The sequence below is a fragment of the Pseudomonas sp. UME65 genome (assembly GCF_014170225.1).
GTDB classification, from domain to species: Bacteria; Pseudomonadota; Gammaproteobacteria; order Pseudomonadales; family Pseudomonadaceae; genus Aquipseudomonas; species Aquipseudomonas protegens.
Map to the genome: position 1 here is coordinate 722975 of NZ_LZZQ01000013.1, position 21686 is coordinate 744660.

Consider the following 21686-nt stretch of genomic DNA (forward strand, 5'->3'; position numbering starts at 1 on the left):
GTTTTTTGCCTTGCTGAAACGATTCTTCAAGGCTATAAAAACCGTACAACTCCAAAAAAGGCACTCCTGCATGACTCCGCTGAAACTGCTGGTCACCCTTGGCGCGCTGGCCGCCACCTCCCACGCCATGGCCTGGGACTATGTATTGCTCGATATCGACAAGGCTCCCCGCAACCTGCACCTGACCAGTGAACAGTTGGGGGTCAAGACCGAGCGGCCGTTTTCCGTGACCCTGCGCACCCTGCATGGCGGACGCCAGGAGGGGGTGAGCATCGTCGACATCGACAACGGCGTGATGCAGCTCTCGGTGGTGCCGACCCGGGGCATGAACGTGCTGCAGGCTTCGGTGGGCGATGTGCGCCTGGGCTGGGATTCGCCGGTCAAGGAGGTGGTCAACCCGGCCTTCATCGAGCTTAACGGCCGCGGCGGCCTGGGCTGGCTGGAGGGCTTCAACGAACTGGTGGCCCGCTGTGGCTATGAGTGGGTCGGGCACCCGGGCCTGGATAATGGCGAGCTGCTGACCCTGCACGGCCGCGCGGCCAACATCCCGGCGAGCAAGGTCACGCTGCACATCGACGAAAAACCGCCGTATGCCATTCACCTGCGGGGCGAGCTCAAGGAGCAGGCGTTCAAGAAGGTCGATTTCAGTGTCGCCACCGAACTGGTGACCGAACCCGGCAGCACCCGGTTTGCGCTCAACGACACCCTGACCAACAACGGCGACTACCCCAAGGAATACCAGGCGCTCTACCACAGTAACTTCAGCACGCCGTTCCTGGAGCAGGGGGCGAAGTTCGCCGCGCCGGTGAAGCAGGTTTCGCCGTTCAATGACAAGGCCCGGGCCGACCTGGCGGACTGGCAGACCTATCGCGGCCCGACCCGCGACTACGACGAAACCGTGTACAACCTCGTGCCCTACGCCGACGCCCAGGGCGAGACCCTGGCGGTGTTGCACAACAAGGCCGGGAGCCTGGGTGTTTCCCTGGGCTTCAACACTCGACAACTGCCGGTGTTTTCCCTGTGGAAAAACACCGACACCCAGGGCCAGGGTTATGTGACGGGTTTGGAACCGGGCACCAGCTTTTCCTACAACCGCCGTTACCAGCGCCCGTTGAACCTAGTGCCGAGCATTGGCGCCAAGGAGCAGCGGCAATTCCAGATTCGCTACAGCCTGTTGGCCGATAAAGTCGCGGTGGATAAAGCCCTGAGCCGTGTCAGCCAGATCCAGGATGGGCGTCAGACCGAAGTGCGGCCAACACCCTTGGTAGACCTGTCCCGGGAATGAACCTTCAATCGGCGCTGGGCCGGTAATGCAGGGCTTCGGCCAGGTGCTCGCGGCTGATTCGCGCGGCCTGTTCCAGGTCCGCCAGGGTACGCGCCACCTTGAGCAAACGGTGAGCGGCCCGCAACGACAGGCCCAGGCGTTCGCAGGCCGCTTCCAGCCAGCGCTCGTCGGTTGTGGATAATTTGCAGTGGCGACGCAGGCCGGGCAGGTCGAGAAAGGCGTTGGCGCAGCCCTGGCGCTCGCGTTGCAGCTCGCGAGCCCCGGCGACCCTGGTGGCGGCTGCGGCGCTGTCATTGCCCGGTTGCGGCTCGGGGTTGAGGGCGGTGGCTTCGCGGGCCACGGTCAGGTGCAGGTCGATGCGATCCAGCAGCGGCCCGGATAACTTGTTGCGATAGCGCTGGATCTGCTCCGGTGTGCAACGGCAGCGTCCGCTGGGCTCGCCAAGATATCCACAGGGGCAGGGGTTCATCGCTGCCACCAATTGGAAGCGTGCCGGGAACTGCACCCGGTCCCGGGCTCGGGCAATGACGATCTGCCCGGACTCCATGGGCTCGCGCAGCACTTCCAGGACCTTGCGGTCGAACTCCGGCAGTTCATCGAGAAACAGCACGCCGTGATGGGCCAGGGTGATTTCCCCGGGCTGGGGTTTCGAGCCGCCTCCGACCAGTGCCGCACCCGAAGCCGAATGGTGGGGCTGGCGAAACGGCCGCTGTGGCCAGTAGCGCAGGGGCTTGTGGCTGGCCACCGACTGGATCGCCGCGACTTCCAGGGCTTCATCTTCCTGTAACGGTGGCAGCAGGCCGGGCAAGCGGCTGGCCAACAGGGTCTTGCCGGTGCCTGGCGGGCCGCTGAACAACAGGTTGTGGGCGCCCGCCGCGGCGATCAGCAGGGCGCGCTTGGCGGCGAGCTGGCCTTGCACTTCGCTGAGGTCGGGGTAGGGGAAGTGGCTCTGCACCAGGCCGTCGCTGACATAGGGCGCAATCGGCGCGTGGCCGTTGAAATGGGCAACGGCCTCCAGCAGATGATCCACCGCGATCACCTTTAGGCCGCTGGCCAGGCAGGCTTCTTCGGCATTGGCCCGGGGCACCAGCAGGGTATGCCCGGCGTCGCGTGCCGCCAGTGCGGCGGGCAGTACGCCGCGTACCGGGCGCACCGCGCCGGAGAGTGCCAGCTCCCCCAGGCATTCGATGTTGTCCAGGGCCAGGGCCGGCACCTGCACGCTGGCGGCAAGGATACCCAGGGCGATGGCCAGATCGAAGCGCCCGCCGTCCTTGGGCAGGTCCGCCGGCGCCAGGTTGAGGGTGATGCGCCGGGCCGGAAAGTTGAACCCGGCATTGAGGATAGCGCTGCGCACCCGGTCCTTGCTTTCCTTGACCGCGGCTTCCGGCAGGCCCACCAGTGTCAGGCTCGGCAAGCCGTTGGCCAGGTGTACTTCAACACTGACAGCCGGAGCCTGGACGCCGACCTGGGCACGGCTGTGGATGATTGCCAGGGACATGGGGAGAGCTTCCTTGCGACAGCGGGAACCGCGTCCTGCGGTGCTGCAAGGATAGATGAGGGGCTGGCCAGAGGAGCGCCCGAATGGGCACAGGATATGTCGTCGGTGCACGAGCCTTCGCCGGCAAGCCAGTTCCTACAGGACAGGTCTGTAGGAGCCGGCCTGCCGGCGAACCCGGATTTAGATCATTGCGCTGCCGGGTTCAGCCGGGCTTCCAGCTCCGCCACCTTGGCTTCGAGGCTTTCCAGGCGCGCGCGAGTGCGGGCCAGGACCACCATCTGGCTGTCGAATTCTTCCCGGCTGACCAGGTCCAGCTTGCTGAAGCCGCTTTGTAGCAGGGCCTTGAGCTGGCTTTCGATTTCATTGCGGGGCAGGGGTGTTTCACCGCTGAGCAACCGCGAGGCGTGGCCGCTCAGGGCGTCGAGAAGGTCTTTGGGCGCGAGCATGGGAGAGTCCTGAATTGCAGTCGGCCCGCAGTGTATCACGCAGCAACGACGCTCCAGGTGGCCCCGGGTTGCACGTTTTTCGCGCATCTGGCCGGGCGCCAGCGCACTGTTTTTGTGCGTATCCCGGGTGCCGTTTTCCCGCATTCCCTGCCGGCTCGGGGCAAGAGACTGAAATCACTGATTTTTCCCGAGCTGGCAAGCTTTCTGCTTAGACCCTGGTGACCCATGCACTGATGCAGTCGCTGTGACGAATGCAGTGCGGCAGGCGGAGCGGGGAGTGTTTCGTCAGACAGCGGTTAGCTGGCGTCGGTCGGGCTGAGGAAGGCCGACGGTGCGTTACAAAGCCAGGCACTGCGCTTAGACTTGAGTCGGGTTTGTTTTCCTGGGGCAAGTCCACCAATTCGGGAGAGAGTTTCATGAAGCTAGTCACTGCCATCATCAAGCCGTTCAAGTTGGACGACGTGCGCGAGTCGCTGTCCGAGATCGGCGTGCAGGGCATTACCGTCACTGAAGTCAAAGGCTTCGGCCGGCAGAAGGGTCACACCGAGCTGTATCGCGGTGCGGAGTACGTGGTGGATTTCCTGCCCAAGGTGAAGATCGATGTCGCCATTGACGACAAGGATCTTGATCGGGTTATCGAGGCGATAACCAAGGCCGCCAACACCGGCAAGATCGGTGACGGCAAGATCTTCGTGGTCAATCTGGAACAGGCTATTCGCATCCGTACCGGCGAAACCGATACCGACGCAATCTAAGCCGCCAAACCCAACGCCCCAGGAGAAAACAATATGACTCTGCGTAAATTCGCAGGGCTAGGAGCCCTTTTGTCCCTCGTAATGCCAGGCCTGGCCATGGCGGCAGACGAAGCGGCGGCTCCAGTCCTCAACTCCGGCGATACCGCCTGGATGCTGACCTCCACAGCCCTGGTGCTGTTCATGACCATTCCTGGCCTGGCGCTGTTCTACGGCGGCATGGTGCGGTCGAAAAACATTCTTTCGGTAATGATGCAGTGCTTCGCCATTACCGGCCTGATCACTGTCCTGTGGTTCATCTACGGCTACAGCATGGCGTTCGACACCACCGGGATGGAAGCCGGCGTGGTCAACCTCAATTCCTTCGTGGGCGGTTTCTCCAAGGCCTTCCTGGCGGGCATCACCCCGGCCAGCCTGACCGGCCCGGCTGCGCTGTTCCCTGAAGCGGTGTTCGTCACCTTCCAGATGACCTTCGCCATCATCACTCCAGCGCTGATCGTCGGTGCCTTCGCCGAGCGGATGAAATTCTCCGCCATGCTGATCTTCATGGGCGTGTGGTTCACCCTGGTGTATGCGCCGATCGCCCATATGGTCTGGAGCGGTCCGGGCTCGCTGCTGGGCGACTGGGGCGTGCTGGACTTTGCCGGCGGCACCGTAGTGCACATCAACGCCGGTATCGCGGGCCTGGTGGCCTGCCTGGTGCTGGGCAAGCGCAAGGGTTTCCCGACCACGCCGATGGCGCCACACAACCTGGGTTACACCCTGATGGGCGCAGCCATGCTGTGGATCGGCTGGTTCGGCTTCAACGCCGGTTCCGCCGCTGCCGCCAACGGCACCGCCGGCATGGCCATGCTGGTCACGCAGATCGCGACGGCTGCCGCCGCCCTGGGCTGGATGTTTGCCGAGTGGATCACCCACGGCAAGCCTAGCGCGCTGGGCATCGCTTCGGGTGTGGTCGCAGGCCTGGTGGCAATCACTCCGGCTGCCGGTACCGTTGGCCCGATGGGCGCCCTGATCATCGGTCTGGCGGCCGGTGTGGTGTGCTTCTTCTGCGCCACCAGCCTCAAGCGCAAGCTGGGATATGACGATTCCCTGGACGCCTTTGGCGTGCACGGCATCGGCGGTATTCTCGGTGCGATCCTCACCGGTGTGTTCGCTGCTCCGTCCCTGGGTGGCTTCGGCACCGTGACCGATGTTGCCGCTCAGGTCTGGATCCAGGCCAAGGGCGTGGGTTTCACGGTGATTTACACCGCGATCGTCACCTTCATCATCCTCAAGGTTCTGGACGCGGTCATGGGGCTGCGGGTGAGCGAGGAAGAAGAGGCGGTCGGCCTCGATCTGGCACAACACAACGAGCGTGGTTACAACCTGTAATCGCGCAAGAAAAAAAGCCCGGCTCCGGCCGGGCATTTTTTTGCCTGATGTTTGTCATTGAGAAAGGCTGAAAGGATTTTCTGACAAGCATTGGCGTGTTTGCCGTGACGATTTCCGGCAGGGCAAATGCTTACACTAAAGCAGGATTATTCGGCGCTTTGTTTTTTCCCTGAGCGCGCTAGAATGCGCGCCGAAGCGTGGAGATCGGTATGTGGCAACAGACCCTGATTACCCTGCGGGCCAGGCCCCGGGGCTTTCATCTGGTGACGGACGAGTTGCTCGCCGGCCTGCCTGAGTTGAAGGCATGTCGGGTTGGTCTGCTGCATCTGTGGCTGCAACATACCTCGGCCTCGTTGACCATCAACGAGAACGCCGATCCGGCGGTACGGCGTGACTTCGAGCGTTACTTCAACACCCTGGTGCCTCAAGGCATGGCCGGGTACGAACATAACGACGAAGGCGCGGATGACCTGCCGGCGCACTTCAAGGCCAGTTTGCTAGGCTGTCAGCTGACTTTGCCGGTAGCGGCGGGGCGTCTGGCGTTGGGCATCTGGCAAGGCGTTTATCTGGGCGAGCATCGCGATCATGGCGGTGCTCGCAAAGTCCTTGCCACCTTGCACGGTGATAAGGCATAAGCCGCTGAGTATCAGTGGACGTTGATTTTTTTCCAGCGGCCTTCGACAGTCGGCACAGCTGGGCTATAACTAATCTGCTTTTCGCAAGTCATGAGGTAGAACATGAGCGACGATGATCTGGAAAACGACGACCTCGAAGTAGGTGACGAAGACGAAACCGAAGAAGGTCTTGAAGCGGCCGCCGACGATGTGGCGGAAGACGATGGCAGTGATGTTCCTGCTCCAACCGCCAAAGGCAAGGCCAAGGCTGCCGTCTCGGTAGACGAGCTGCCGAGTGTAGAAGCCAAGAACAAGGAGCGTGATGCACTGGCGCGTGCCATGGAAGAGTTCCTGGCCCGTGGCGGCAAAGTGCAGGAAGTCGAGGCCAACGTGGTCGCCGATCCGCCCAAGAAGCCTGATAACAAGTACGGCAGCCGGCCTATCTGAGCCTTGCACCTTGCTTGCTGAAAAAGCCCGCCGTCGCTGCGGGCTTTTTCATGGGCACCCTTCTCGGAAACGGCCCCGAGCGCCGGCGCTTGCTGTAGGAGCGAGCTTGCTCGCGAAAGCGCCGGTTCAGGCGCCGCGATGCCAGCGGGCAAGCAGCCCGGGTAGTTCAATCAGGCTGCGGATCTCGGCGTCTGGCGCGCGTTCGGCTTCCCAGGTCTTGCCGTTGGGATTGAACCAGATCGCACGCAGCCCTGCCTGCTGTGCGCCGGCAATGTCATCCCCCGGGTGGTCGCCGATATGCACGGCGGTGTCGGCAGTCGCTTCGCCACGCTGCAAGGCTTCGTGGAACAGCCGGGCGTCGGGCTTGGCGATGCCGATGTCCTCGGCGCACAGCGCGAACTTGAAATAGTCCGCCAGGCCCAGGCGGCGCACGTCGGCGTTGCCGTTGGTGACCACGCCAAGGGCGAAGTGATTGGCCAGGGCTTCCAGGGTCGGCTGGACTTCTGGAAAGATCTCCAGCTGATGCCGGGCATGCAGGAAAACTTCAAAACTCTGGTCGGCCAACTGGTTGGCCTGGGCATGGTCATACCCGGCTTCTTCCAGGGCATGAAACAGCACCTGGCGGCGCAGGGCGCTGATCCTGTGCTTGAGGTTCGGCTGGGCGAGCAGCACCCGCTCGCGAATGGTCCACAGATGCTCCACCGGCACGCCTCCGAGATTGGGTGCGTGTTCGGTCAGCCACTGGCGCAGGGTGGCTTCGGCACTGACGATGACCGGGGCGGTATCCCACAGGGTGTCGTCGAGGTCGAAGGTGATCAGCTTGATGGTCATTACTCACCGCCTTTGTTGCGTTTGGCCCGTGGGTGGGCGCTGTCGTAGACCGCCGCCAGGTGCTGGAAGTCCAGGTGGGTGTAGATCTGCGTGGTCTTGATGTCCGAATGCCCCAGCAGCTCCTGCACGGCGCGCAGGTCCTGGGAGGATTCCAGCAAATGGCTGGCAAAGGAATGGCGCAACATGTGCGGGTGCAGGTTCTGCCCCAGTTCGCGCTCGCCGGCGGCCTTGACCCGCAGCTGGATGGCCCGCGGCCCCAGGCGCCGGCCCTTCTGGCTGACGAACAGGGCACCATCAGGCGGGTTGCTCAGGGCGCGCAGGGGGAGCCATTGCTCCAGGGCTGACCGAGCCTTTCTGCCCACCGGCAGGACCCGGGTCTTGCTGCCCTTGCCATGGACCTGCACCAGGCCGTCCGCCAGGTCCAGCTGATCGAGGTTGAGGCTGGTCAGTTCGGAAAGGCGCAGGCCGCAGGAGTAGAAAAGTTCGAGAATCGCCTGGTCGCGGTGGGCCAGGAAGTCGTCTTCAACGGCGCCATCGAGCAACTGCAGGGTGCGGTCGGTGTCCAGGGTCTTGGGCAGGCGTCGTTCGCCCTTGGGCGGCGCCAGGCCGTTGGCCGGGTCGTGAGTGCACAAGCCTTCGCGGTTCAGGTAGTGGTAGAGCCCGCGTACCGCTGACAGCAGGCGCGCCAGGCTGCGGGACGACTGGCCCTGCTGGTGCAGGCGGGCAATCAGGCTGCGCAGGCCCTGGATGTCCAGGTCGGTCCAGCTGCGCACCTGCATTTTCTCGCAGAACCCCAGTACCTTCTCGAGGTCGCGCCGGTAGGCTTGCAGGGTGTGGGGCGACACCTGGCGCTCACTGCGCAGATGCGCGCAGTAGGCGTCCAGCTGTTGTTGCATGGTCAGCGTACCGAGCGCAGCGAGTGGGTGAAGCGCGGCAGAACGCGGCCGGTGACTTCGGCGATGTAGTTGAGGAACAGGGTGCCCACCGAGCTCTTGTAGTGCTGCGGATCACGGCTGGCGATCGCCAGTACGCCATGCATGCCCTGATGCGCCAGGGCCACCACAGCGGTAGAGCCGATCTGCTTGCGCTGCTCTTCGCCGAAAAGGAAATCCAGCTCGTGTTCGCGCAGGCTGCCGCTGACGCTCTTGCCTTCGGACAACAGGCCGCCGATGGCGCCCTGGGCTTCGGCGGCGGAGACCCAGCGACCCACCGGCATGGCGCTGTCGCTGAACAGGATCAGGCTGACGAAGGGCACCTGGAAATCCTGGCGCAGGCTGTCTTCGACGCTCATCACCACTTCTTCCAGGCTGGTGGCGTCCATCAGCGCGAGGATCAGGCGGCGGGTCTTGTCGAACAGCCGGTCGTTGTCCCGGGCCACGTCCATCAGCTGCGACAGGCGATGGCGCATCTCGATGTTGCGCTCGCGCAGGATCTTCATCTGCCGCTCCACCAGCGATACGGTGTCGCCGCGCTGATGGGGAATGCGCAAGGCCGGGAGCAGTTCATCGTGGTCGACGAAGAAGTCCGGATGGGCCTCCAGGTAGGCGGCGACGGCTGCCGCCTCCAGGTTTTCGGACGGTGATTGGTCGGGCGTTTCGGCAGGAACCTGCGGCTGATCAGTCATGGATTTCGCTCACTTAAAGACGCACCTGTCCTTCGTATACGCGCACTGCCGGGCCGGTCATCATCACCGGTTGGCCAGGGCCTGCCCATTCAATGGACAGGCGCCCGCCCGGCAGGTCGATCAATAGGGGCGAATCCATCCACCCCTGGCTGATCGCGGCCACAGCAGCAGCGCAGGCGCCGGTGCCGCAGGCCTGGGTTTCCCCGGCGCCGCGTTCCCAGACCCGCAGTTGCGCGCGCTGGCGGTCCAGGACCTGGAGAAAACCGACGTTGACCCGCGCCGGGAAGCGCGGGTGGTGTTCGATCTTCGGACCCAGCTCGTGCACCGGCGCGCTGTTGATGTCATCCACCCGCAACACGGCGTGGGGGTTGCCCATGGACACCGCGGCCAACTGCACCTGGCGGCCATCGACGTCCAGGGTGTAGCTGTCGGCCTGGGCCGGCGCCTGGAACGGAATGTCCGCCGGTACCAGGCGCGGCGCGCCCATGTTGACGCTGATCTGGCCGTCGTTGCGGATATCCAGCTCGATCACGCCGCTCTTGGTCTCGACGCGGATCTGGCGCTTGGTGGTCAGGCGCTTGTCCAGCACGAAGCGGGCAAAGCAGCGTGCACCATTGCCGCACTGTTCCACTTCGGAGCCGTCGGAGTTGAAGATCCGGTAGCGGAAATCCACATCCGGGTTGCTCGGGGCCTCGACGATCAGCAACTGATCGAAGCCGATCCCGGTATTGCGATCACCCCATTGTTTGGCGTGCTTGGGCAGAATATGCGCGTGCTGGCTGACCAGGTCGAGAACCATGAAGTCATTGCCCAGGCCGTGCATCTTGGTAAAACGCAGCAGCATGGTCTTACTCCGGCAGCAGGCTTTCGCCAGCGAATAACTCGGCTACCGTCTCGCGGCGACGTACTTCAACAGCCTGGTCACCATCGACCAGTACTTCTGCGGCACGGCCGCGGGTGTTGTAGTTCGAGCTCATGACGAAACCATAGGCACCAGCGGAATGCACCGCCAGCAGGTCACCCTCGGCCAGGGCCAGGGTGCGTTCCTTGGCGAGGAAGTCGCCAGTTTCACAGATCGGGCCGACGATGTCGTAGGTACGGGGTTCGGCATCTCGCGGGCGCACGGCGCTGACATCCATCCAGGCCTGGTACAGCGCCGGGCGGATCAGGTCGTTCATGGCGCCGTCGACGATGGCGAAATCCTTGTGTTCGGTGTGCTTGAGGTATTCGACCCGGGTCAGCAGGACGCCGGCGTTGGCCACGATGAAGCGGCCCGGTTCGAATACCAGGGCCAGGTCGCGACCGTCCAGGCGCTCGCGCACGGCCTTGACGTAGTCGGCGGCCAGCGGTGGCTCTTCGTCGCGATAGCGCACGCCCAGGCCGCCACCCAGATCGATGTGGCGCAGGTAGATGCCGCATTCACCGAGGCGGTCCACCAGGTCCAGCAGGCGGTCGAGGGCGTCGATGAAGGGTGCCAGGGTGGTCAGTTGCGAGCCGATATGGCAGTCGACACCGACGATTTCCAGGTTCGGCAGCTGCGCGGCGCGGATGTACACGTCCTCGGCGGTGGCAATGTCGATGCCGAACTTGTTTTCCTTGAGCCCGGTAGAGATATACGGGTGGGTACCGGCATCCACGTCCGGATTGACCCGCAGCGAGACCGGTGCACGAACGCCCAGCTCGGCCGCTACCAGCTGCAGGCGCTCCAGCTCTTCGGCGGACTCGACGTTGAAGCAGTGGACGCCGACTTCCAGGGCACGACGCATGTCGTCACGGGTCTTGCCAACACCGGAGAAGACAATCTTGTCGGCTTGCCCGCCCGCAGCCAGGACCCGCTCCAGCTCGCCCCGGGAGACGATGTCGAAACCGGCGCCCAGGCGCGCCAGGACATTCAGTACGCCCAGGTTGGAGTTGGCTTTTACCGCGAAGCAGACCAGGTGCGGCATGCCGGCCAGGGCCTGGGCATAGGCCTGGTACTGGGCTTCGATGTGCGCACGGGAATAGACGTAGGTGGGCGTACCGAAACGTTCGGCAATGGCGGACAGGGCTACGCCTTCCGCGAACAGCTCCCCGTCGCGGTAGTTAAAAGCGTCCATGGTTTGCCCTTAGTAGGTGTCGTGCTTGTGCGACTGCGATTGCGACTTCGCCTGCTCTTCAGGGGATTTGCTGTCATCAGGCAGGTACAGCGGGCCTTTCTGGCCGCAGGCGGTAACGAGGCAAGCAACCGCGACGAGCGCAGCAAGGGAAGAGATCAGGCGCTTCATGGCGAAATCCTTGAGAATGCGTAAATTGCGCCCGAGTATACCGGCCACCCGGCAGCTTGCCTATGCAGCGTAACTCCCGTCCAGCGGGCCTTTGCCAAGGCCCGGCCGGTGGCTTTGGTCGGGCGGTCGTGCAATGGGCGTCGCATTTATTTCCTCGTTCGGTATCCTTTGCATTCGCCGGGGAGCGCCCGTATCTTGCGGCGCTTGAGCGTGAGTAGACACTTTTCGAGGTTCCCGCAATGAGTTTGACTGAAGCCCGTTTTCACGACCTGGTGGATGCCACCCAGCAGACGCTGGAGGATATTTTCGATGAGAGCGACCTGGACATCGACCTGGAAAGCTCGGCCGGGGTGCTCACCGTCAAGTTCGACAACGGCAGCCAGGTGATCTTTAGTCGCCAGGAGCCTTTGCGCCAACTCTGGCTGGCCGCGCGTTCGGGTGGTTTCCACTTCGACTACGACGAGGAAAGCGAGCGCTGGATGTGCGACAAGAGCGAAGAGCAGTTGGGGGAAATGCTGGAACGCATTGTCCTGGAGCAGGCCGACATCAAGCTTGAGTTCGAAGGGCTCTGATACCGTGACCCAGCCCGCCCCGGCCCGACCGCCCAAGCCGCTCTACAGCAACGTCAGCCCGGCGGTGAGTTCACCGTGCATCAGCCTTTGTCGCCTCGATGAGGAGAAGGTCTGTCGCGGCTGTTTTCGCCATGTGGAGGACATCCGTGAATGGCGTTCGGCCGATGATCAGCGCCGGCGAGTGATCTGCGCCCAGGCGCTGCAGCGCAAACAGAGTGCGGCGGCAGGCGAGATTTAGCTTCGTACTCGTACGGTTTGTTTATTCAGTGTGCTGTGATAGTGTCCAGCTTCGCCTCGCTACATCGAGGCCGGTGAGAACCCCGTCTTATTTGGCGGGGTTTTGCTTTTTTGTGCAGAAAAAATAGGAGTCAGCCAGGATCATGAGTACTGCACCATCCATCATCCTTACCCGCCTTGACGTGCAACGTCTGGAGCGCCTGATCGACAGTCTGGACGACTCGCTGCCAGGTGTCATTGCACTGCAAACCGAGTTGGATCGTGCCGAAACGCTGGTGGGTCACGATGAAGTACCGGCCGGTGTCGTAACCATGAATTCGCGTGTGCACTGCCGTGAAGAAAGCAGCGGCAAGGACTACCACCTGACCCTGGTGTATCCACAGGACGCCAACGCCGACGAAGGCAAGATTTCCATCCTGGCACCGGTGGGCAGCGCTCTGCTGGGCCTGCAGGTAGGCCAGTACATCGACTGGCCGGCTCCGGGTGGCAAGACCTTGAAGCTGACCCTGCTGGAAGTTGAATACCAGCCGGAAGCCGCAGGCGACTACCACCTCTGATCCTTGGCTAGACCTGCTCGAGCGCGTCGTTCAGTGCGCGCTCCAGGCTGGCCTTGTAGCGCAGATACAGGATGCTCGGGCTTTGCACGTCACCGAGCAGCCCTGAAAGATCCAGGTCAGTGATGTAGCAGCGATAGCGCTCTGTTTCATGGCGCTGCCCGACGATTTCCTGGGCCACCGCGGCGAACAGTTGATCGCCATATTCCAGATCGGAAAACTCCCGTTGATTGCAGTACAGCGAGACCTGCACCTGGCCCGGTGCGGCCTTGCCGATGATCGCCTGTACGTCATAGAAGGCTTTGTCCACCGGCGTCGGTGGGGCTGGCCGCGGCTCTACCCGACGTGCGCGGCCCGTGCCTGAGGGCAGAATCTGCAAGTAGAGTGTGTCCAAAGGTTTCTCGGGCTGGTTGCTGTCCATCGGCAGCAGCGCCTCGCGGCGGTAGAGAATCGACTGCAGGAAGCGCTGCAGGGGCACCAGCAGGCTGTGTTCGTCGTGATAGGGCAGGGTCTGCTGCCACAGCGCGTTGTACTCATCGAGCACGTAAATCTCCGCGTGCTCGTCGATGATCCGATAGAACACCTGGATGCAGTCCGGTTGGCCCATGGGCAGGATCAGCGCCAGGTCGTGGTCTTCCAGGGCCATCGGGTCAAGGTGCAGTGGGCTGTAGCGGCTCTGCTCCTGCCCCAGGTACTCCAGCAATGCGGCAGGGGTTGCCATGGCCCGGTGCCGAACCTGCCCGGGCACCAGTTCAAGCACGTGGTAGTGCTGCTGCACCTGGATCAGGTAGCGGTAGTTGAGCTGGCTGAGCAACAGGTTGTGCGCGGTTTCGAACAGTTCTTCCACCCGGCGGGCAATGAATTGCGCGCGGTTGTGACAGAAGCAGCGTACCCGCAGCCGCGGCTGCGTGCCGCCCGGCAGATTGTTCAGGTAGTCCCGCAGGCAGTCGAGCAGCGCATGCTCGGCGTCGTAGCGGCCGACCATTACCTCGTTCCAGCTATTGAGGGTGACCTGATCCAGGGTCAGCACCAGATTCTCGCGTACCCCGGCATAGCTCAGGGAGTCGGTGCGCTCGGTGGTCATCAGAATGTTCAGGTCGCGGTGGTGCTTGAGGGGGTCGACCCCGACGTTCACCAGGATCAGCACCTCGCCGGGCACGGCGGCGTGCAGCAACTGTTCCTCGCTGACCGTCGTCAAAGGCAGTGGCACGGTCTGCTGCAGGCTGCCCAGCAGGTTGAACAGTTCGAATTCGCTCAGGTCGCTGCTGCCCGGGTGCAGGGCCAGGCGGGTACTGCTGTCGATCACGCCGTTGCGATGGCACCAGGTAAGCAGCTCCAGCAGCTCGCGACTGCGCTTGATCGGGGCGAAATGCTCCCACTCCAGGGCGGTCAGGCTGCCGTTGTACAGCCCCCAATGGTTCTGTCCGGGTTCCTTCTTGTTCGGCGACTGCACCAGGGTCAGGGTGTCTTCAGCCAGGTCCGGGGCGATGCCGGGGTTGATGAACTCGATCTTCCCGGCCTTGCGCTCGAAGGCCGCGTACAGGCGCCGGCCCAGGACATTCAGGTCACGCTTGTTGATCAGGCTGGCGGCCTGCTCGGTGCGGGCGAACTGGGTCAGGAAGCGATAGCTGTAGTTGAGCTCGTTGACCAGGGCCCGGCGCTCGCTGCTGACCTGGCGCACCTTCCACTGGCTGCGGCTGTCCAGCAAGGCCAGTTGGCGTTGGTCCCAGCCCCATTCACTGGCCAGGCGCTCCAGTAGAGCGCGCTGCCAGTTCGGGCTGCGGGTGGCGTTGCCGACGGTAAGCTTGCGGTTGACCTTGAGGTACAGGCTGCGCCGTACCAGCTCCAGGCGCTCCGGCTCGCCGCGAGCCTTGAGGTATTCCTCGATGCGCCGGTAGACCACGATGTAGGGGTCCAGCTCATCCAGGTCCAGGCGGTTGGCAAACACCGCCTGCTTGAAGCGCAGGCTCAGGCACTGGACCTTGGGATGCTCGCTGGCATAGACCTCGATCAGCAGCAGCTTGAGTACGGACTTGTAGGGCGACTCGATGCCCTTGAACAGTTGCCACAGCCCGGCGCCGATGAACTCGCCGGGCGGAATGCGTGCCATGTGGCCCAGGTCGAGGTTTTCCTCGGCGGGGACAAAGCGCTTGGACAGCAGGGTGTCGATGTACTGTTCGTAACGGCGTTCTTCGTACACCGGTACCAGCCACCACAACGGCGTGCGCCCGGCCAGCCAGATCGCGGTGCGGTAGAACTCGTCCAGCAGCAGGTAGTGCTGGGTGGTGCCGCAGTCGTCCGAACTCAGCTGAGTGTCCCGCTCCCCGCGGACAAAGCGGTTGGGGTCGATCAGGAAAAAATGAGCTTCAGCGCCCTGGCCGGCCGCCCAGCTCTCCAGCAATTGGCACTTCTTCTGCAACTCGGCCAGCTCGTTTTCGCCCAGATCCGGCGCATGGCACACCCACACGTCCATGTCGCTCTGGTCTGCCTGGGCCAGGGTCCCCAGGCTGCCCATGAGAAACAGGCCATGAATCGGCCGTGGCGGGTTGCCGTGGCGCGGCTTGTAGGAAAACGATCGGGTCAGGCGCTGGGCTTCGGCCAGGGCCTGGGGGGCGGGTTCGTAGCAGGAAAGCCCCGCCGGGGTGGCTCCGGATACATAACCGGGCAACAACGGGTGATTGACGTGAAAGAACAGCGGCAACAGGTTGAGGACCAACTGCTGGCGTGTCGACAGCCCTTCCATTGCCCGGGCCATGCGCCCTTCATTGAGCTTCAGGAAACGCGCACGCAGTTGGCTGAGAATCTTGCGATCGATTCCTTCATCCAGATCGGGACGGATTTCATGGGTATGGGGCATTTCAAGCGGAGCTCGAACGTGGCGGTATTGAAGACGGCGAGCAGTTTACCGTCAGACAGGGCTCAGCCTTAAACTGATTTTATTTTTTGACGCCAGATTTCTAGCGTATTCAGAAGGAGGCGCCTACGGAATCCGACAGACGGGAACCCCGCAGGCCGATGCAGGTTGTTCAGGCGACTTCTTTGACGTTCAGGATGGTCAGCAGGCCCTGGGCATGTTCAGCGGCGTCCCGCCCGAGGCTGGTCAGATAGCCTCCATCGGGTTGGGTGATCAGTTCCTTGTCAAACAGGCGTTGGGCGGCGGCGATGGCAGAAGGGGCGGCGGTCTGATGGATTTTCAGGCCTTCCTGGGAGTTGTCTAGGTTGAAGAGTGCAAGGATTTCCAGTTCGGCAACCAACTCAGGGGTATACGACATAAGGACTCCAGACTTTCTAGGAATTAGAGGTCAGCGTTCTTAAGGTGAACGCAGAAAGGCGGCGTGTCCAGCGTTCGCTGAGGAGTTTTATCCCCGGGTGCAGCGGTATTTGGCCGCAGGGTGGTGGCAGTGTAGTCGGGGCGCGAGGCAGGGGCGGGAAAGAGTGCCGGAGCCTGCGCTCCGGCAGCGCGGTGTCACTGCTTTTCGGGAGGCAGTTCCGGCAGGGCGCGAAGGGCGGCTTCGTACCATTGGGTGTCGAAGGCGCGGTCCTGTTCGAGGATGGCGTCGATCTCGATCGCCAGTACATGGGCCATCAGATTGAGGATTTCCTCGCGCTCGTAGCCCACCAGGGTGAGCTTGTTGAACGTGGCCTTGGCCGCTGGTGGGTTGTCGCTTTCGATCTGGTTCTCGATCGCTTCGATCAGGGTATTTTCGGCGAACTCTTCTTCGTCGGTGTCGATATCGGTTGGCTCGCTCATGGCAGGCTCCTCAAGGAAAGGTCGCCAGTTTACTCGTATTCAGCGGCTCGATGCTGCTGGCCAGAGTGGGATTAACCTTCTATAAAAAACCCCTGCCAACCCCTGCATGGCCTGGAGGCTACGGGATGTTCAAGCTCTATGGGTTCGCCATCAGCAACTACTACAACATGGTCAAGCTGGCCTTGCTGGAGAAGGGGCTGCCTTTCGAAGAGGTGCTGTTCTACGCCGGCCAGAGCCCCGAGGCGCTGGCTATCAGCCCTCGGGGCAAGGTTCCGGTACTGGAGGTGGAGCAGGGCTTCATCAGCGAAACCAGTGCGATTCTCGATTACCTGGAGCAGGTGCGGCCGGCGCCGGCGCTGTTGCCGAAGGATGCGTTCGAACGTGCCCAGGTGCTGGCACTGGCCAAGGAGATCGAACTGTACATAGAGCTGCCGGCCCGGGCCTGTTTCCCTGAAGCGTTCTTCGGCGCGACCCTGCCCGAGGCGATCAAGGAGAGGGCCGGGATCGAATTGCTACAAGGCTTTGCCGCATTGCGCCGGCATGCCCGGTTCGCCCCTTATGTAGCGGGCGCCAGCCTGAGTGTGGCGGACCTGTATTTTCAGTACAGCGTGAACCTTGCCCTGATAGTCGGGGACAAGTTGTTCGGAATCGATTTTTTGGCCGAGATGCCCGAGGCCCGGGCCTTGCTCGAGCGCCTGGAGCAGACCCCCAACGCTCGGCGCATCGCCGCTGACAAGGCGGCACTGATGGCCGCCAGAAGGTCAGGGCGCTAGGAACCTGCTCGCACCGGCAGAGGATGCCGGTGTGGGCAGGCTCGCAAGGGCTTAGCGGCTGGCCAGCAGGGCCTGGCCGCGGGCCACTGCCGCCCGGACCTGGGCCGGTGCGGTGCCGCCGATGTGGTTACGGGCATTCACCGAGCCTTCCAGGGTCAGCACGGCGAACACGTCCTGTTCTATCTGGTCGCTGAACTTGCGCAGCTCTTCCAGGCTCATTTCCGCCAGGTCCTTGCCGGTTTCCACGCCGTACTTCACCGCATGGCCGACGATTTCGTGACAGTCGCGGAACGGCAGGCCACGGCGTACCAGGTAGTCCGCCAGGTCGGTGGCGGTGGAAAAACCGCGCAGGGCCGCCTCGCGCATGATGGCGTGCTTGGGCTTGATGGCCGGGATCATATCGGCGAAGGCCCGCAGCGAATCGCGCAGGGTATCGGCGGCGTCGAACAGTGGTTCCTTGTCTTCCTGGTTGTCCTTGTTGTAGGCCAGGGGCTGGCCTTTCATCAGGGTCAATAGGCCCATCAGCGCGCCGAATACCCGGCCGCTCTTGCCCCGTACCAGTTCCGGCACGTCGGGGTTTTTCTTTTGCGGCATGATCGAGCTGCCGGTGCAAAAGCGGTCCGGCAGGTCGATGAACTGGAATTGCGCGCTGGTCCACAGCACCAGCTCTTCGGAAAACCGCGACAGGTGCATCATCGCCACGCTGGCAGCGGCGCAGAATTCAATGGCGAAGTCCCGGTCCGAAACGCTGTCCAGGGAGTTGCCGCCCACGGCTTCGAAGCCCAGCAACTGGCAGGTCAGCTCGCGGTCGATCGGGTAGGTGGTGCCAGCCAGCGCGGCGCTGCCCAGGGGCATGCGGTTGGTGCGCTTGCGGCAGTCCACCAGGCGCTCGTAGTCACGGCTGAGCATCTCGAACCAGGCCAGCATGTGGTGGCCGAAGGTCACCGGTTGGGCGGTCTGCAAGTGGGTGAAGCCCGGCATGATGCTCTCGGCTTCACGCTCGGCCAGCTCCAGCAGGCCTTTTTGCAGGCGGGTGATTTCACCGAGGATCAGGTCGATCTCGTCCCGCAGCCACAGGCGGATGTCGGTGGCCACCTGGTCGTTGCGGCTGCGGCCGGTGTGCAGTTTCTTGCCGGTGATGCCGATGCGGTCGGTCAGGCGCGCTTCGATGTTCATGTGCACGTCTTCGAGGTCCACGCGCCAGTCGAAATGGCCAGCCTCGATCTCGCCCTGGATGGTCTTCAGGCCGTCGATGATGCTGTCGCGCTCGGCATCGGTGAGCACGCCGACCTTGGCCAGCATGGTGGCGTGGGCGATGGAGCCCATGATGTCATGGCGATACAGGCGCTGGTCGAAAGTGACAGAGGCGGTGAAGCGGGCGACGAAGGCGTCGACGGGTTCACTGAAGCGGCCGCCCCAGGACTGATTGGTCTTGTCAGTGCTCATGAATTCGCTCGTGATCTGCTGAAGGAAGATGGCGTGAAAAACAGGCGCCGATAATAACAGGGTTGCCCGGGCTGTCGCTGGCGCTGGTCGGCAGCTTTTTTCTGCGCCGGACACCTGGGTGGCTTGTCGCCGGCCTCGGGGGCGCAGAGACTGAGGTCGGCGCAGTCGTAGGTGCTTCTTGCGAGGTGAGCGCCTTGAGTGCGGAAGGTGATATCGGTCAAACGATATTTATCGATTGAGCAATATCGTCTTGGCAACCGTCTACAGTTGGACAGGAGGACCGGCACAATTGCGTAACACCCCTCGCGTGTTCGCAGTGGGCCCCTCCAGCAAGTTCACACCGCACAGGGCCAGGCAATCCGTCCACCAAACGAGACGGGTGCGGGCAGGGTGGGCGGCGACCACAATCACGAGGGGGGCTTTGTGTTGAATACCAGCATTCCCTGCGACGTCGTCGCGCATCAGCCGACCTTGAGCGGTATCGGGCAGGCACGGGCAAATATTGGTGCCCGACTTGCGGCACTTTTTGGCCTTCGCACTAGTCTTAGCGTGGATCGCGGTGACGGACGTCACTCCACCTGTCTACGCTATCCTTGTGCGAGACTCACGCAGGAATCCAGCGCAATATGAATGTCCTGATCGTTGATGACGAACCCCTAGCCCGCGAGCGCCTGAGCCGGATGGTCAGTGAGCTCGAGGGATACAGTGTCCTGGAGCCTAGCGCCACCAATGGCGAAGAGGCGTTGAGCCTGATCGACAGCCTGAAGCCGGATATCGTCTTGCTCGACGTCCGCATGCCAGGGCTGGACGGTCTGCAGGTCGCCGGCAAGCTGTGCGAGCGCGAGACGCCTCCGGCGCTGGTGTTCTGCGCTGCGCCGGACGAATTCGCCCTGGAGGCCTTCGATGCCAGCGGCGTCGTCCACCTGGTCAAGCCAGTGCGCTCCGAGCTGTTGCTGGAGGCCTTGAAAAAGGCCGAGAAGCCCAACCGTGTACAACTGGCGGCACTGACCCGGCCCGCGGCCGAAAGCGGTAACGGCCCGCGCAGCCATATCAGCGCCCGTACGCGCAAAGGCATCGAGCTTATCCCCCTAGCCCAGGTGGTGTATTTCATCGCCGACCATAAATACGTGACCCTGCGCCACGAGGGCGGCGAGGTGCTTCTGGATGAGCCCCTGAAGGCTCTGGAAGATGAATTCGGCGACCGCTTTGTGCGTATCCACCGCAATGCGCTGGTGGCCCGCGAGCGTATCGAGCGTCTGCAGCGCACACCGTTGGGGCACTTCCAGTTGTACCTCAAGGGCCTCAATGGCGATGCGCTGATTGTCAGCCGGCGGCATGTGGCGGGCGTGCGCAAGATGATGCAACAGCTCTAGGCCAGGGTTTGACCCCTGCAATGGGTGAAGCCTGGCGTCGGGAGGAGGCTAGGTTTCTGATACAAGTCAAAGCTGATTTGGTTGAGCTGTTATTATCTGCCGTATCTATTCAGTACGGATTGATCCATGTCCTCTCGCGAAATCCGCATCGCTACCCGCAAAAGTGCTCTGGCCTTGTGGCAGGCCGAATACGTCAAAGCCCGTCTGCAAGAGGCCCATCCGGGTCTTGTCGTGACCCTGGTGCCCATGGTCAGCCGCGGCGACAAACTATTGGACTCGCCCTTGTCGAAAATCGGTGGCAAGGGTCTGTTCGTCAAGGAACTGGAAACCGCGCTGCTGGAAAACCAGGCTGATATCGCCGTGCACTCGATGAAAGATGTGCCCATGGACTTCCCCGAAGGCCTGGGTCTGTTCTGCATCTGCGAGCGCGAAGACCCGCGTGATGCCTTTGTTTCCAACACCTACGCCAGCCTCGACGAGTTGCCTGAAGGCAGCGTGGTGGGCACCTCCAGCCTGCGCCGTCAGGCTCAGTTACTGACCCGTCGCCCCGACCTGCAGATCCGTTTTCTGCGGGGCAACGTCAATACCCGTCTGGCCAAGCTGGATGCCGGCGAATACGACGCCATCATCCTTGCGGCCGCCGGTTTGATCCGCCTCGGATTCGAGGATCGCATCAGTTCCTCCATCAGTGTCGACGACAGCCTGCCCGCCGGTGGCCAGGGCGCCGTCGGCATCGAATGCCGCAGTGCCGATATTGAAATCCACGCTTTGCTGGCCCCCCTGCATCACGCCGACACGGCCAGCCGGGTAACCGCCGAGCGCGCACTGAACAAGCACCTCAACGGTGGTTGCCAGGTGCCGATTGCCTGCTATGCGGTGCTGGAAGGCGAGCAGATCTGGCTGCGCGGCCTAGTGGGCGAGCCTAGCGGCGGCCTGCTGCTCAGCGCCGAAGCTCGTGGCCCTCGCGCATCGGCCGCCGAGCTGGGTGTGCAAGTGGCGGATGCCCTGCTGGCCCAGGGCGCCGATGACATTCTGCGCGCGGTCTACGGCGAGGCGGGCGAGGAGTGACTGGCTGGCGCCTGCTGCTGACCCGGCCGGCCGAGGACTGCGCCGCGCTGGCGGCGATCCTGGCGCAGTCCGAGATCTTGAGCAGTAGCCTGCCATTGCTGGAAATCCAGGCGTTGCCGGTCAGTGACTCGCAGCGGGCTACCCTGCTGGCATTCGACCAGTACTGTGCGGTGATTGTGGTCAGCAAGCCGGCGGCGCATCTTGGCCTGGAGCTGTTGCGCCATTATTGGCCGCAACCACCAGACCAGGCCTGGTTCACCGTAGGCGCCGCTACCGCGCAGATCCTTGCGGATGCCGGCTTGCCAGTGGCCTATCCCCAGCAGGGCGATGACAGTGAAGCCTTGCTTGAACTTCCCCAATTGCGCGAGGCCATCCGCCGGCCTGATCCGCGGGTGTTGATCGTGCGCGGGGAGGGTGGGCGCGAGCTGCTCTCTGAGCGCTTGCGCGCCCTAGGTGCTAGTGTCGATTATCTGGAACTCTACCGCCGCTGCCTGCCGCACTACGCCGAAGGCGCGTTGCTTCAGCGGATTGAAGTGGAACGCTTGAACGGGCTGGTGGTCAGCAGTGGACAAGGTTTCAGCCACTTGCGGCAGCTGGCGGGGCCCGCCTGGCCGCAACTGGCGAAGATGCCGTTGTTTGTTCCAAGCCCCCGGGTCGCCGACATGGCGCACGCCGCAGGGGCGGAAAAAGTTGTGGATTGTCGCGGCGCCAGTGCCGCGGCTTTGCTAACGGCGTTACGGGAGCAACCCGTGCCCGTTCTCTAAACGCAAAGGATGG

Annotated in this window: 24 protein-coding genes; 12 read left to right on the forward strand and 12 right to left on the reverse strand. The window is 62.9% G+C overall.

Translation table 11 applies throughout. The features are described from left to right. The first annotated feature begins 70 nt into the window (after positions 1-70). Entirely contained in the window at positions 71-1285 is a 1215-nt protein-coding gene (locus A9971_RS18145) for an aldose 1-epimerase family protein (protein WP_183001223.1), read from the forward strand. Between the two features lie 4 nt (positions 1286-1289). On the opposite strand, the gene A9971_RS18150 is transcribed toward A9971_RS18145, so the two are convergent. Next, positions 1290-2783 carry a YifB family Mg chelatase-like AAA ATPase gene (locus A9971_RS18150; RefSeq protein WP_011064193.1) on the reverse strand — a complete coding sequence of 498 codons (1494 nt, stop codon included), beginning with the start codon at positions 2781-2783 and terminating at the stop codon, positions 1290-1292. 185 nt (positions 2784-2968) lie between these two features. Then, positions 2969-3229, reverse strand: coding sequence for an accessory factor UbiK family protein (locus A9971_RS18155; protein WP_011064192.1), 261 nt, complete (start codon positions 3227-3229; stop codon positions 2969-2971). 416 nt (positions 3230-3645) lie between these two features. Between A9971_RS18155 and glnK the strand changes: the two genes are divergently transcribed. The 4 genes from glnK (at position 3646) to sutA (ending at position 6416) form a co-directional block, all read left to right on the forward strand. Then, entirely contained in the window at positions 3646-3984 is a 339-nt protein-coding gene (glnK, locus tag A9971_RS18160) for a P-II family nitrogen regulator (protein ID WP_002555808.1), read from the forward strand. A 33-nt stretch (positions 3985-4017) separates the two neighbouring features. Then, the gene (locus A9971_RS18165) at positions 4018-5355 is read left to right on the forward strand and encodes an ammonium transporter (RefSeq protein WP_011064191.1); all 1338 of its coding nucleotides are present in this window, start codon (positions 4018-4020) and stop codon (positions 5353-5355) included. Positions 5356-5564: 209 nt separating this feature from the next. Continuing rightward, entirely contained in the window at positions 5565-5990 is a 426-nt protein-coding gene (locus A9971_RS18170) for a secondary thiamine-phosphate synthase enzyme YjbQ (protein ID WP_011064190.1), read from the forward strand. A 102-nt stretch (positions 5991-6092) separates the two neighbouring features. Next, a complete protein-coding gene (gene sutA, locus A9971_RS18175) occupies positions 6093-6416 on the forward strand; it encodes a transcriptional regulator SutA (protein WP_007926654.1) in 324 nt (107 codons plus the stop codon). A 126-nt stretch (positions 6417-6542) separates the two neighbouring features. Here sutA and A9971_RS18180 read toward each other — a convergent pair whose 3' ends face one another. The 6 genes from A9971_RS18180 to A9971_RS18205 are packed head-to-tail and all read right to left on the reverse strand — an operon-like array spanning position 6543 to position 11135. Then, on the reverse strand, positions 6543-7247 hold the full coding sequence (locus tag A9971_RS18180) for an HAD family hydrolase (RefSeq protein ID WP_123431105.1): 705 nt from the start codon (positions 7245-7247) through the stop codon (positions 6543-6545). Next, a complete protein-coding gene (gene xerC / locus A9971_RS18185) occupies positions 7247-8143 on the reverse strand; it encodes a tyrosine recombinase XerC (RefSeq protein WP_077934947.1) in 897 nt (298 codons plus the stop codon). The genes A9971_RS18180 and xerC overlap by 1 nt, the downstream gene beginning before the upstream one ends. Before the next feature lie 2 nt (positions 8144-8145). Next, entirely contained in the window at positions 8146-8871 is a 726-nt protein-coding gene (locus A9971_RS18190) for a DUF484 family protein (protein ID WP_011064187.1), read from the reverse strand. 13 nt (positions 8872-8884) lie between these two features. After that, a complete protein-coding gene (gene dapF / locus A9971_RS18195; protein WP_011064186.1) occupies positions 8885-9715 on the reverse strand; it encodes a diaminopimelate epimerase in 831 nt (276 codons plus the stop codon). Positions 9716-9719: 4 nt separating this feature from the next. Next, on the reverse strand, positions 9720-10967 hold the full coding sequence (gene lysA / locus A9971_RS18200; RefSeq protein WP_183001221.1) for a diaminopimelate decarboxylase: 1248 nt from the start codon (positions 10965-10967) through the stop codon (positions 9720-9722). A gap of 9 nt (positions 10968-10976) precedes the next feature. Next, the gene (locus A9971_RS18205) at positions 10977-11135 is read right to left on the reverse strand and encodes an LPS translocon maturation chaperone LptM (protein ID WP_011064184.1); all 159 of its coding nucleotides are present in this window, start codon (positions 11133-11135) and stop codon (positions 10977-10979) included. Positions 11136-11374: 239 nt separating this feature from the next. Between A9971_RS18205 and cyaY the strand changes: the two genes are divergently transcribed. From cyaY to rnk, 3 genes are all read left to right on the forward strand, one after another. Then, positions 11375-11707 (forward strand): iron donor protein CyaY, encoded by a 333-nt coding sequence (gene cyaY, locus A9971_RS18210; RefSeq protein ID WP_011064183.1) that lies wholly within the window; start codon positions 11375-11377, stop codon positions 11705-11707. 4 nt (positions 11708-11711) lie between these two features. Further along, a complete protein-coding gene (locus A9971_RS18215) occupies positions 11712-11945 on the forward strand; it encodes a DUF1289 domain-containing protein (RefSeq protein WP_015637452.1) in 234 nt (77 codons plus the stop codon). Positions 11946-12087: 142 nt separating this feature from the next. After that, positions 12088-12501 carry a nucleoside diphosphate kinase regulator gene (gene rnk / locus A9971_RS18220; protein ID WP_011064182.1) on the forward strand — a complete coding sequence of 138 codons (414 nt, stop codon included), beginning with the start codon at positions 12088-12090 and terminating at the stop codon, positions 12499-12501. 7 nt (positions 12502-12508) lie between these two features. Here the strand turns inward: rnk and A9971_RS18225 are convergent, their stop codons facing one another. The 3 genes from A9971_RS18225 to A9971_RS18235 all read right to left on the reverse strand — a co-directional run bounded on the left by A9971_RS18225 (position 12509) and on the right by A9971_RS18235 (position 16249). Next, positions 12509-15355 carry a class I adenylate cyclase gene (locus A9971_RS18225; RefSeq protein WP_183001219.1) on the reverse strand — a complete coding sequence of 949 codons (2847 nt, stop codon included), beginning with the start codon at positions 15353-15355 and terminating at the stop codon, positions 12509-12511. A 169-nt stretch (positions 15356-15524) separates the two neighbouring features. Beyond that, a complete protein-coding gene (locus A9971_RS18230) occupies positions 15525-15770 on the reverse strand; it encodes a TIGR02647 family protein (RefSeq protein ID WP_011064180.1) in 246 nt (81 codons plus the stop codon). A 194-nt stretch (positions 15771-15964) separates the two neighbouring features. Continuing rightward, positions 15965-16249 (reverse strand): hypothetical protein, encoded by a 285-nt coding sequence (locus A9971_RS18235; RefSeq protein WP_011064179.1) that lies wholly within the window; start codon positions 16247-16249, stop codon positions 15965-15967. Between the two features lie 125 nt (positions 16250-16374). Between A9971_RS18235 and A9971_RS18240 the strand changes: the two genes are divergently transcribed. Further along, the gene (locus A9971_RS18240; protein WP_183001217.1) at positions 16375-17022 is read left to right on the forward strand and encodes a glutathione S-transferase; all 648 of its coding nucleotides are present in this window, start codon (positions 16375-16377) and stop codon (positions 17020-17022) included. A 51-nt stretch (positions 17023-17073) separates the two neighbouring features. Here the strand turns inward: A9971_RS18240 and argH are convergent, their stop codons facing one another. Further along, positions 17074-18468 (reverse strand): argininosuccinate lyase, encoded by a 1395-nt coding sequence (gene argH, locus A9971_RS18245; RefSeq protein ID WP_041120368.1) that lies wholly within the window; start codon positions 18466-18468, stop codon positions 17074-17076. A gap of 626 nt (positions 18469-19094) precedes the next feature. Here argH and A9971_RS18250 point away from each other — a divergent pair. The 3 genes from A9971_RS18250 to A9971_RS18260 all read left to right on the forward strand — a co-directional run bounded on the left by A9971_RS18250 (position 19095) and on the right by A9971_RS18260 (position 21673). After that, positions 19095-19841 (forward strand): LytTR family DNA-binding domain-containing protein, encoded by a 747-nt coding sequence (locus A9971_RS18250; protein ID WP_011064176.1) that lies wholly within the window; start codon positions 19095-19097, stop codon positions 19839-19841. Positions 19842-19967: 126 nt separating this feature from the next. Beyond that, on the forward strand, positions 19968-20909 hold the full coding sequence (gene hemC / locus A9971_RS18255; RefSeq protein WP_011064175.1) for a hydroxymethylbilane synthase: 942 nt from the start codon (positions 19968-19970) through the stop codon (positions 20907-20909). Then, a complete protein-coding gene (locus A9971_RS18260; protein WP_169892429.1) occupies positions 20906-21673 on the forward strand; it encodes a uroporphyrinogen-III synthase in 768 nt (255 codons plus the stop codon). Before hemC ends, A9971_RS18260 begins: the two co-directional genes overlap by 4 nt. The last annotated feature ends 13 nt before the right edge of the window (positions 21674-21686 follow it).

Bases quoted from the DNA above. Each gene is read 5' to 3' on its own strand.
- A9971_RS18145 (WP_183001223.1), top strand. From the start codon at position 71: ATGACTCCGCTGAAACTGCTGGTCACCCTTGGCGCGCTGGCCGCCACC.
- A9971_RS18150 (WP_011064193.1), bottom strand. From the start codon at position 2,783: ATGTCCCTGGCAATCATCCACAGCCGTGCCCAGGTCGGCGTCCAGGCT.
- A9971_RS18155 (WP_011064192.1), bottom strand. From the start codon at position 3,229: ATGCTCGCGCCCAAAGACCTTCTCGACGCCCTGAGCGGCCACGCCTCG.
- glnK (WP_002555808.1), top strand. From the start codon at position 3,646: ATGAAGCTAGTCACTGCCATCATCAAGCCGTTCAAGTTGGACGACGTG.
- A9971_RS18165 (WP_011064191.1), top strand. From the start codon at position 4,018: ATGACTCTGCGTAAATTCGCAGGGCTAGGAGCCCTTTTGTCCCTCGTA.
- A9971_RS18170 (WP_011064190.1), top strand. From the start codon at position 5,565: ATGTGGCAACAGACCCTGATTACCCTGCGGGCCAGGCCCCGGGGCTTT.
- sutA (WP_007926654.1), top strand. From the start codon at position 6,093: ATGAGCGACGATGATCTGGAAAACGACGACCTCGAAGTAGGTGACGAA.
- A9971_RS18180 (WP_123431105.1), bottom strand. From the start codon at position 7,247: ATGACCATCAAGCTGATCACCTTCGACCTCGACGACACCCTGTGGGAT.
- xerC (WP_077934947.1), bottom strand. From the start codon at position 8,143: ATGCAACAACAGCTGGACGCCTACTGCGCGCATCTGCGCAGTGAGCGC.
- A9971_RS18190 (WP_011064187.1), bottom strand. From the start codon at position 8,871: ATGACTGATCAGCCGCAGGTTCCTGCCGAAACGCCCGACCAATCACCG.
- dapF (WP_011064186.1), bottom strand. From the start codon at position 9,715: ATGCTGCTGCGTTTTACCAAGATGCACGGCCTGGGCAATGACTTCATG.
- lysA (WP_183001221.1), bottom strand. From the start codon at position 10,967: ATGGACGCTTTTAACTACCGCGACGGGGAGCTGTTCGCGGAAGGCGTA.
- A9971_RS18205 (WP_011064184.1), bottom strand. From the start codon at position 11,135: ATGAAGCGCCTGATCTCTTCCCTTGCTGCGCTCGTCGCGGTTGCTTGC.
- cyaY (WP_011064183.1), top strand. From the start codon at position 11,375: ATGAGTTTGACTGAAGCCCGTTTTCACGACCTGGTGGATGCCACCCAG.
- rnk (WP_011064182.1), top strand. From the start codon at position 12,088: ATGAGTACTGCACCATCCATCATCCTTACCCGCCTTGACGTGCAACGT.
- A9971_RS18225 (WP_183001219.1), bottom strand. From the start codon at position 15,355: ATGCCCCATACCCATGAAATCCGTCCCGATCTGGATGAAGGAATCGAT.
- A9971_RS18230 (WP_011064180.1), bottom strand. From the start codon at position 15,770: ATGTCGTATACCCCTGAGTTGGTTGCCGAACTGGAAATCCTTGCACTC.
- A9971_RS18235 (WP_011064179.1), bottom strand. From the start codon at position 16,249: ATGAGCGAGCCAACCGATATCGACACCGACGAAGAAGAGTTCGCCGAA.
- A9971_RS18240 (WP_183001217.1), top strand. From the start codon at position 16,375: ATGTTCAAGCTCTATGGGTTCGCCATCAGCAACTACTACAACATGGTC.
- argH (WP_041120368.1), bottom strand. From the start codon at position 18,468: ATGAGCACTGACAAGACCAATCAGTCCTGGGGCGGCCGCTTCAGTGAA.
- A9971_RS18250 (WP_011064176.1), top strand. From the start codon at position 19,095: ATGAATGTCCTGATCGTTGATGACGAACCCCTAGCCCGCGAGCGCCTG.
- hemC (WP_011064175.1), top strand. From the start codon at position 19,968: ATGTCCTCTCGCGAAATCCGCATCGCTACCCGCAAAAGTGCTCTGGCC.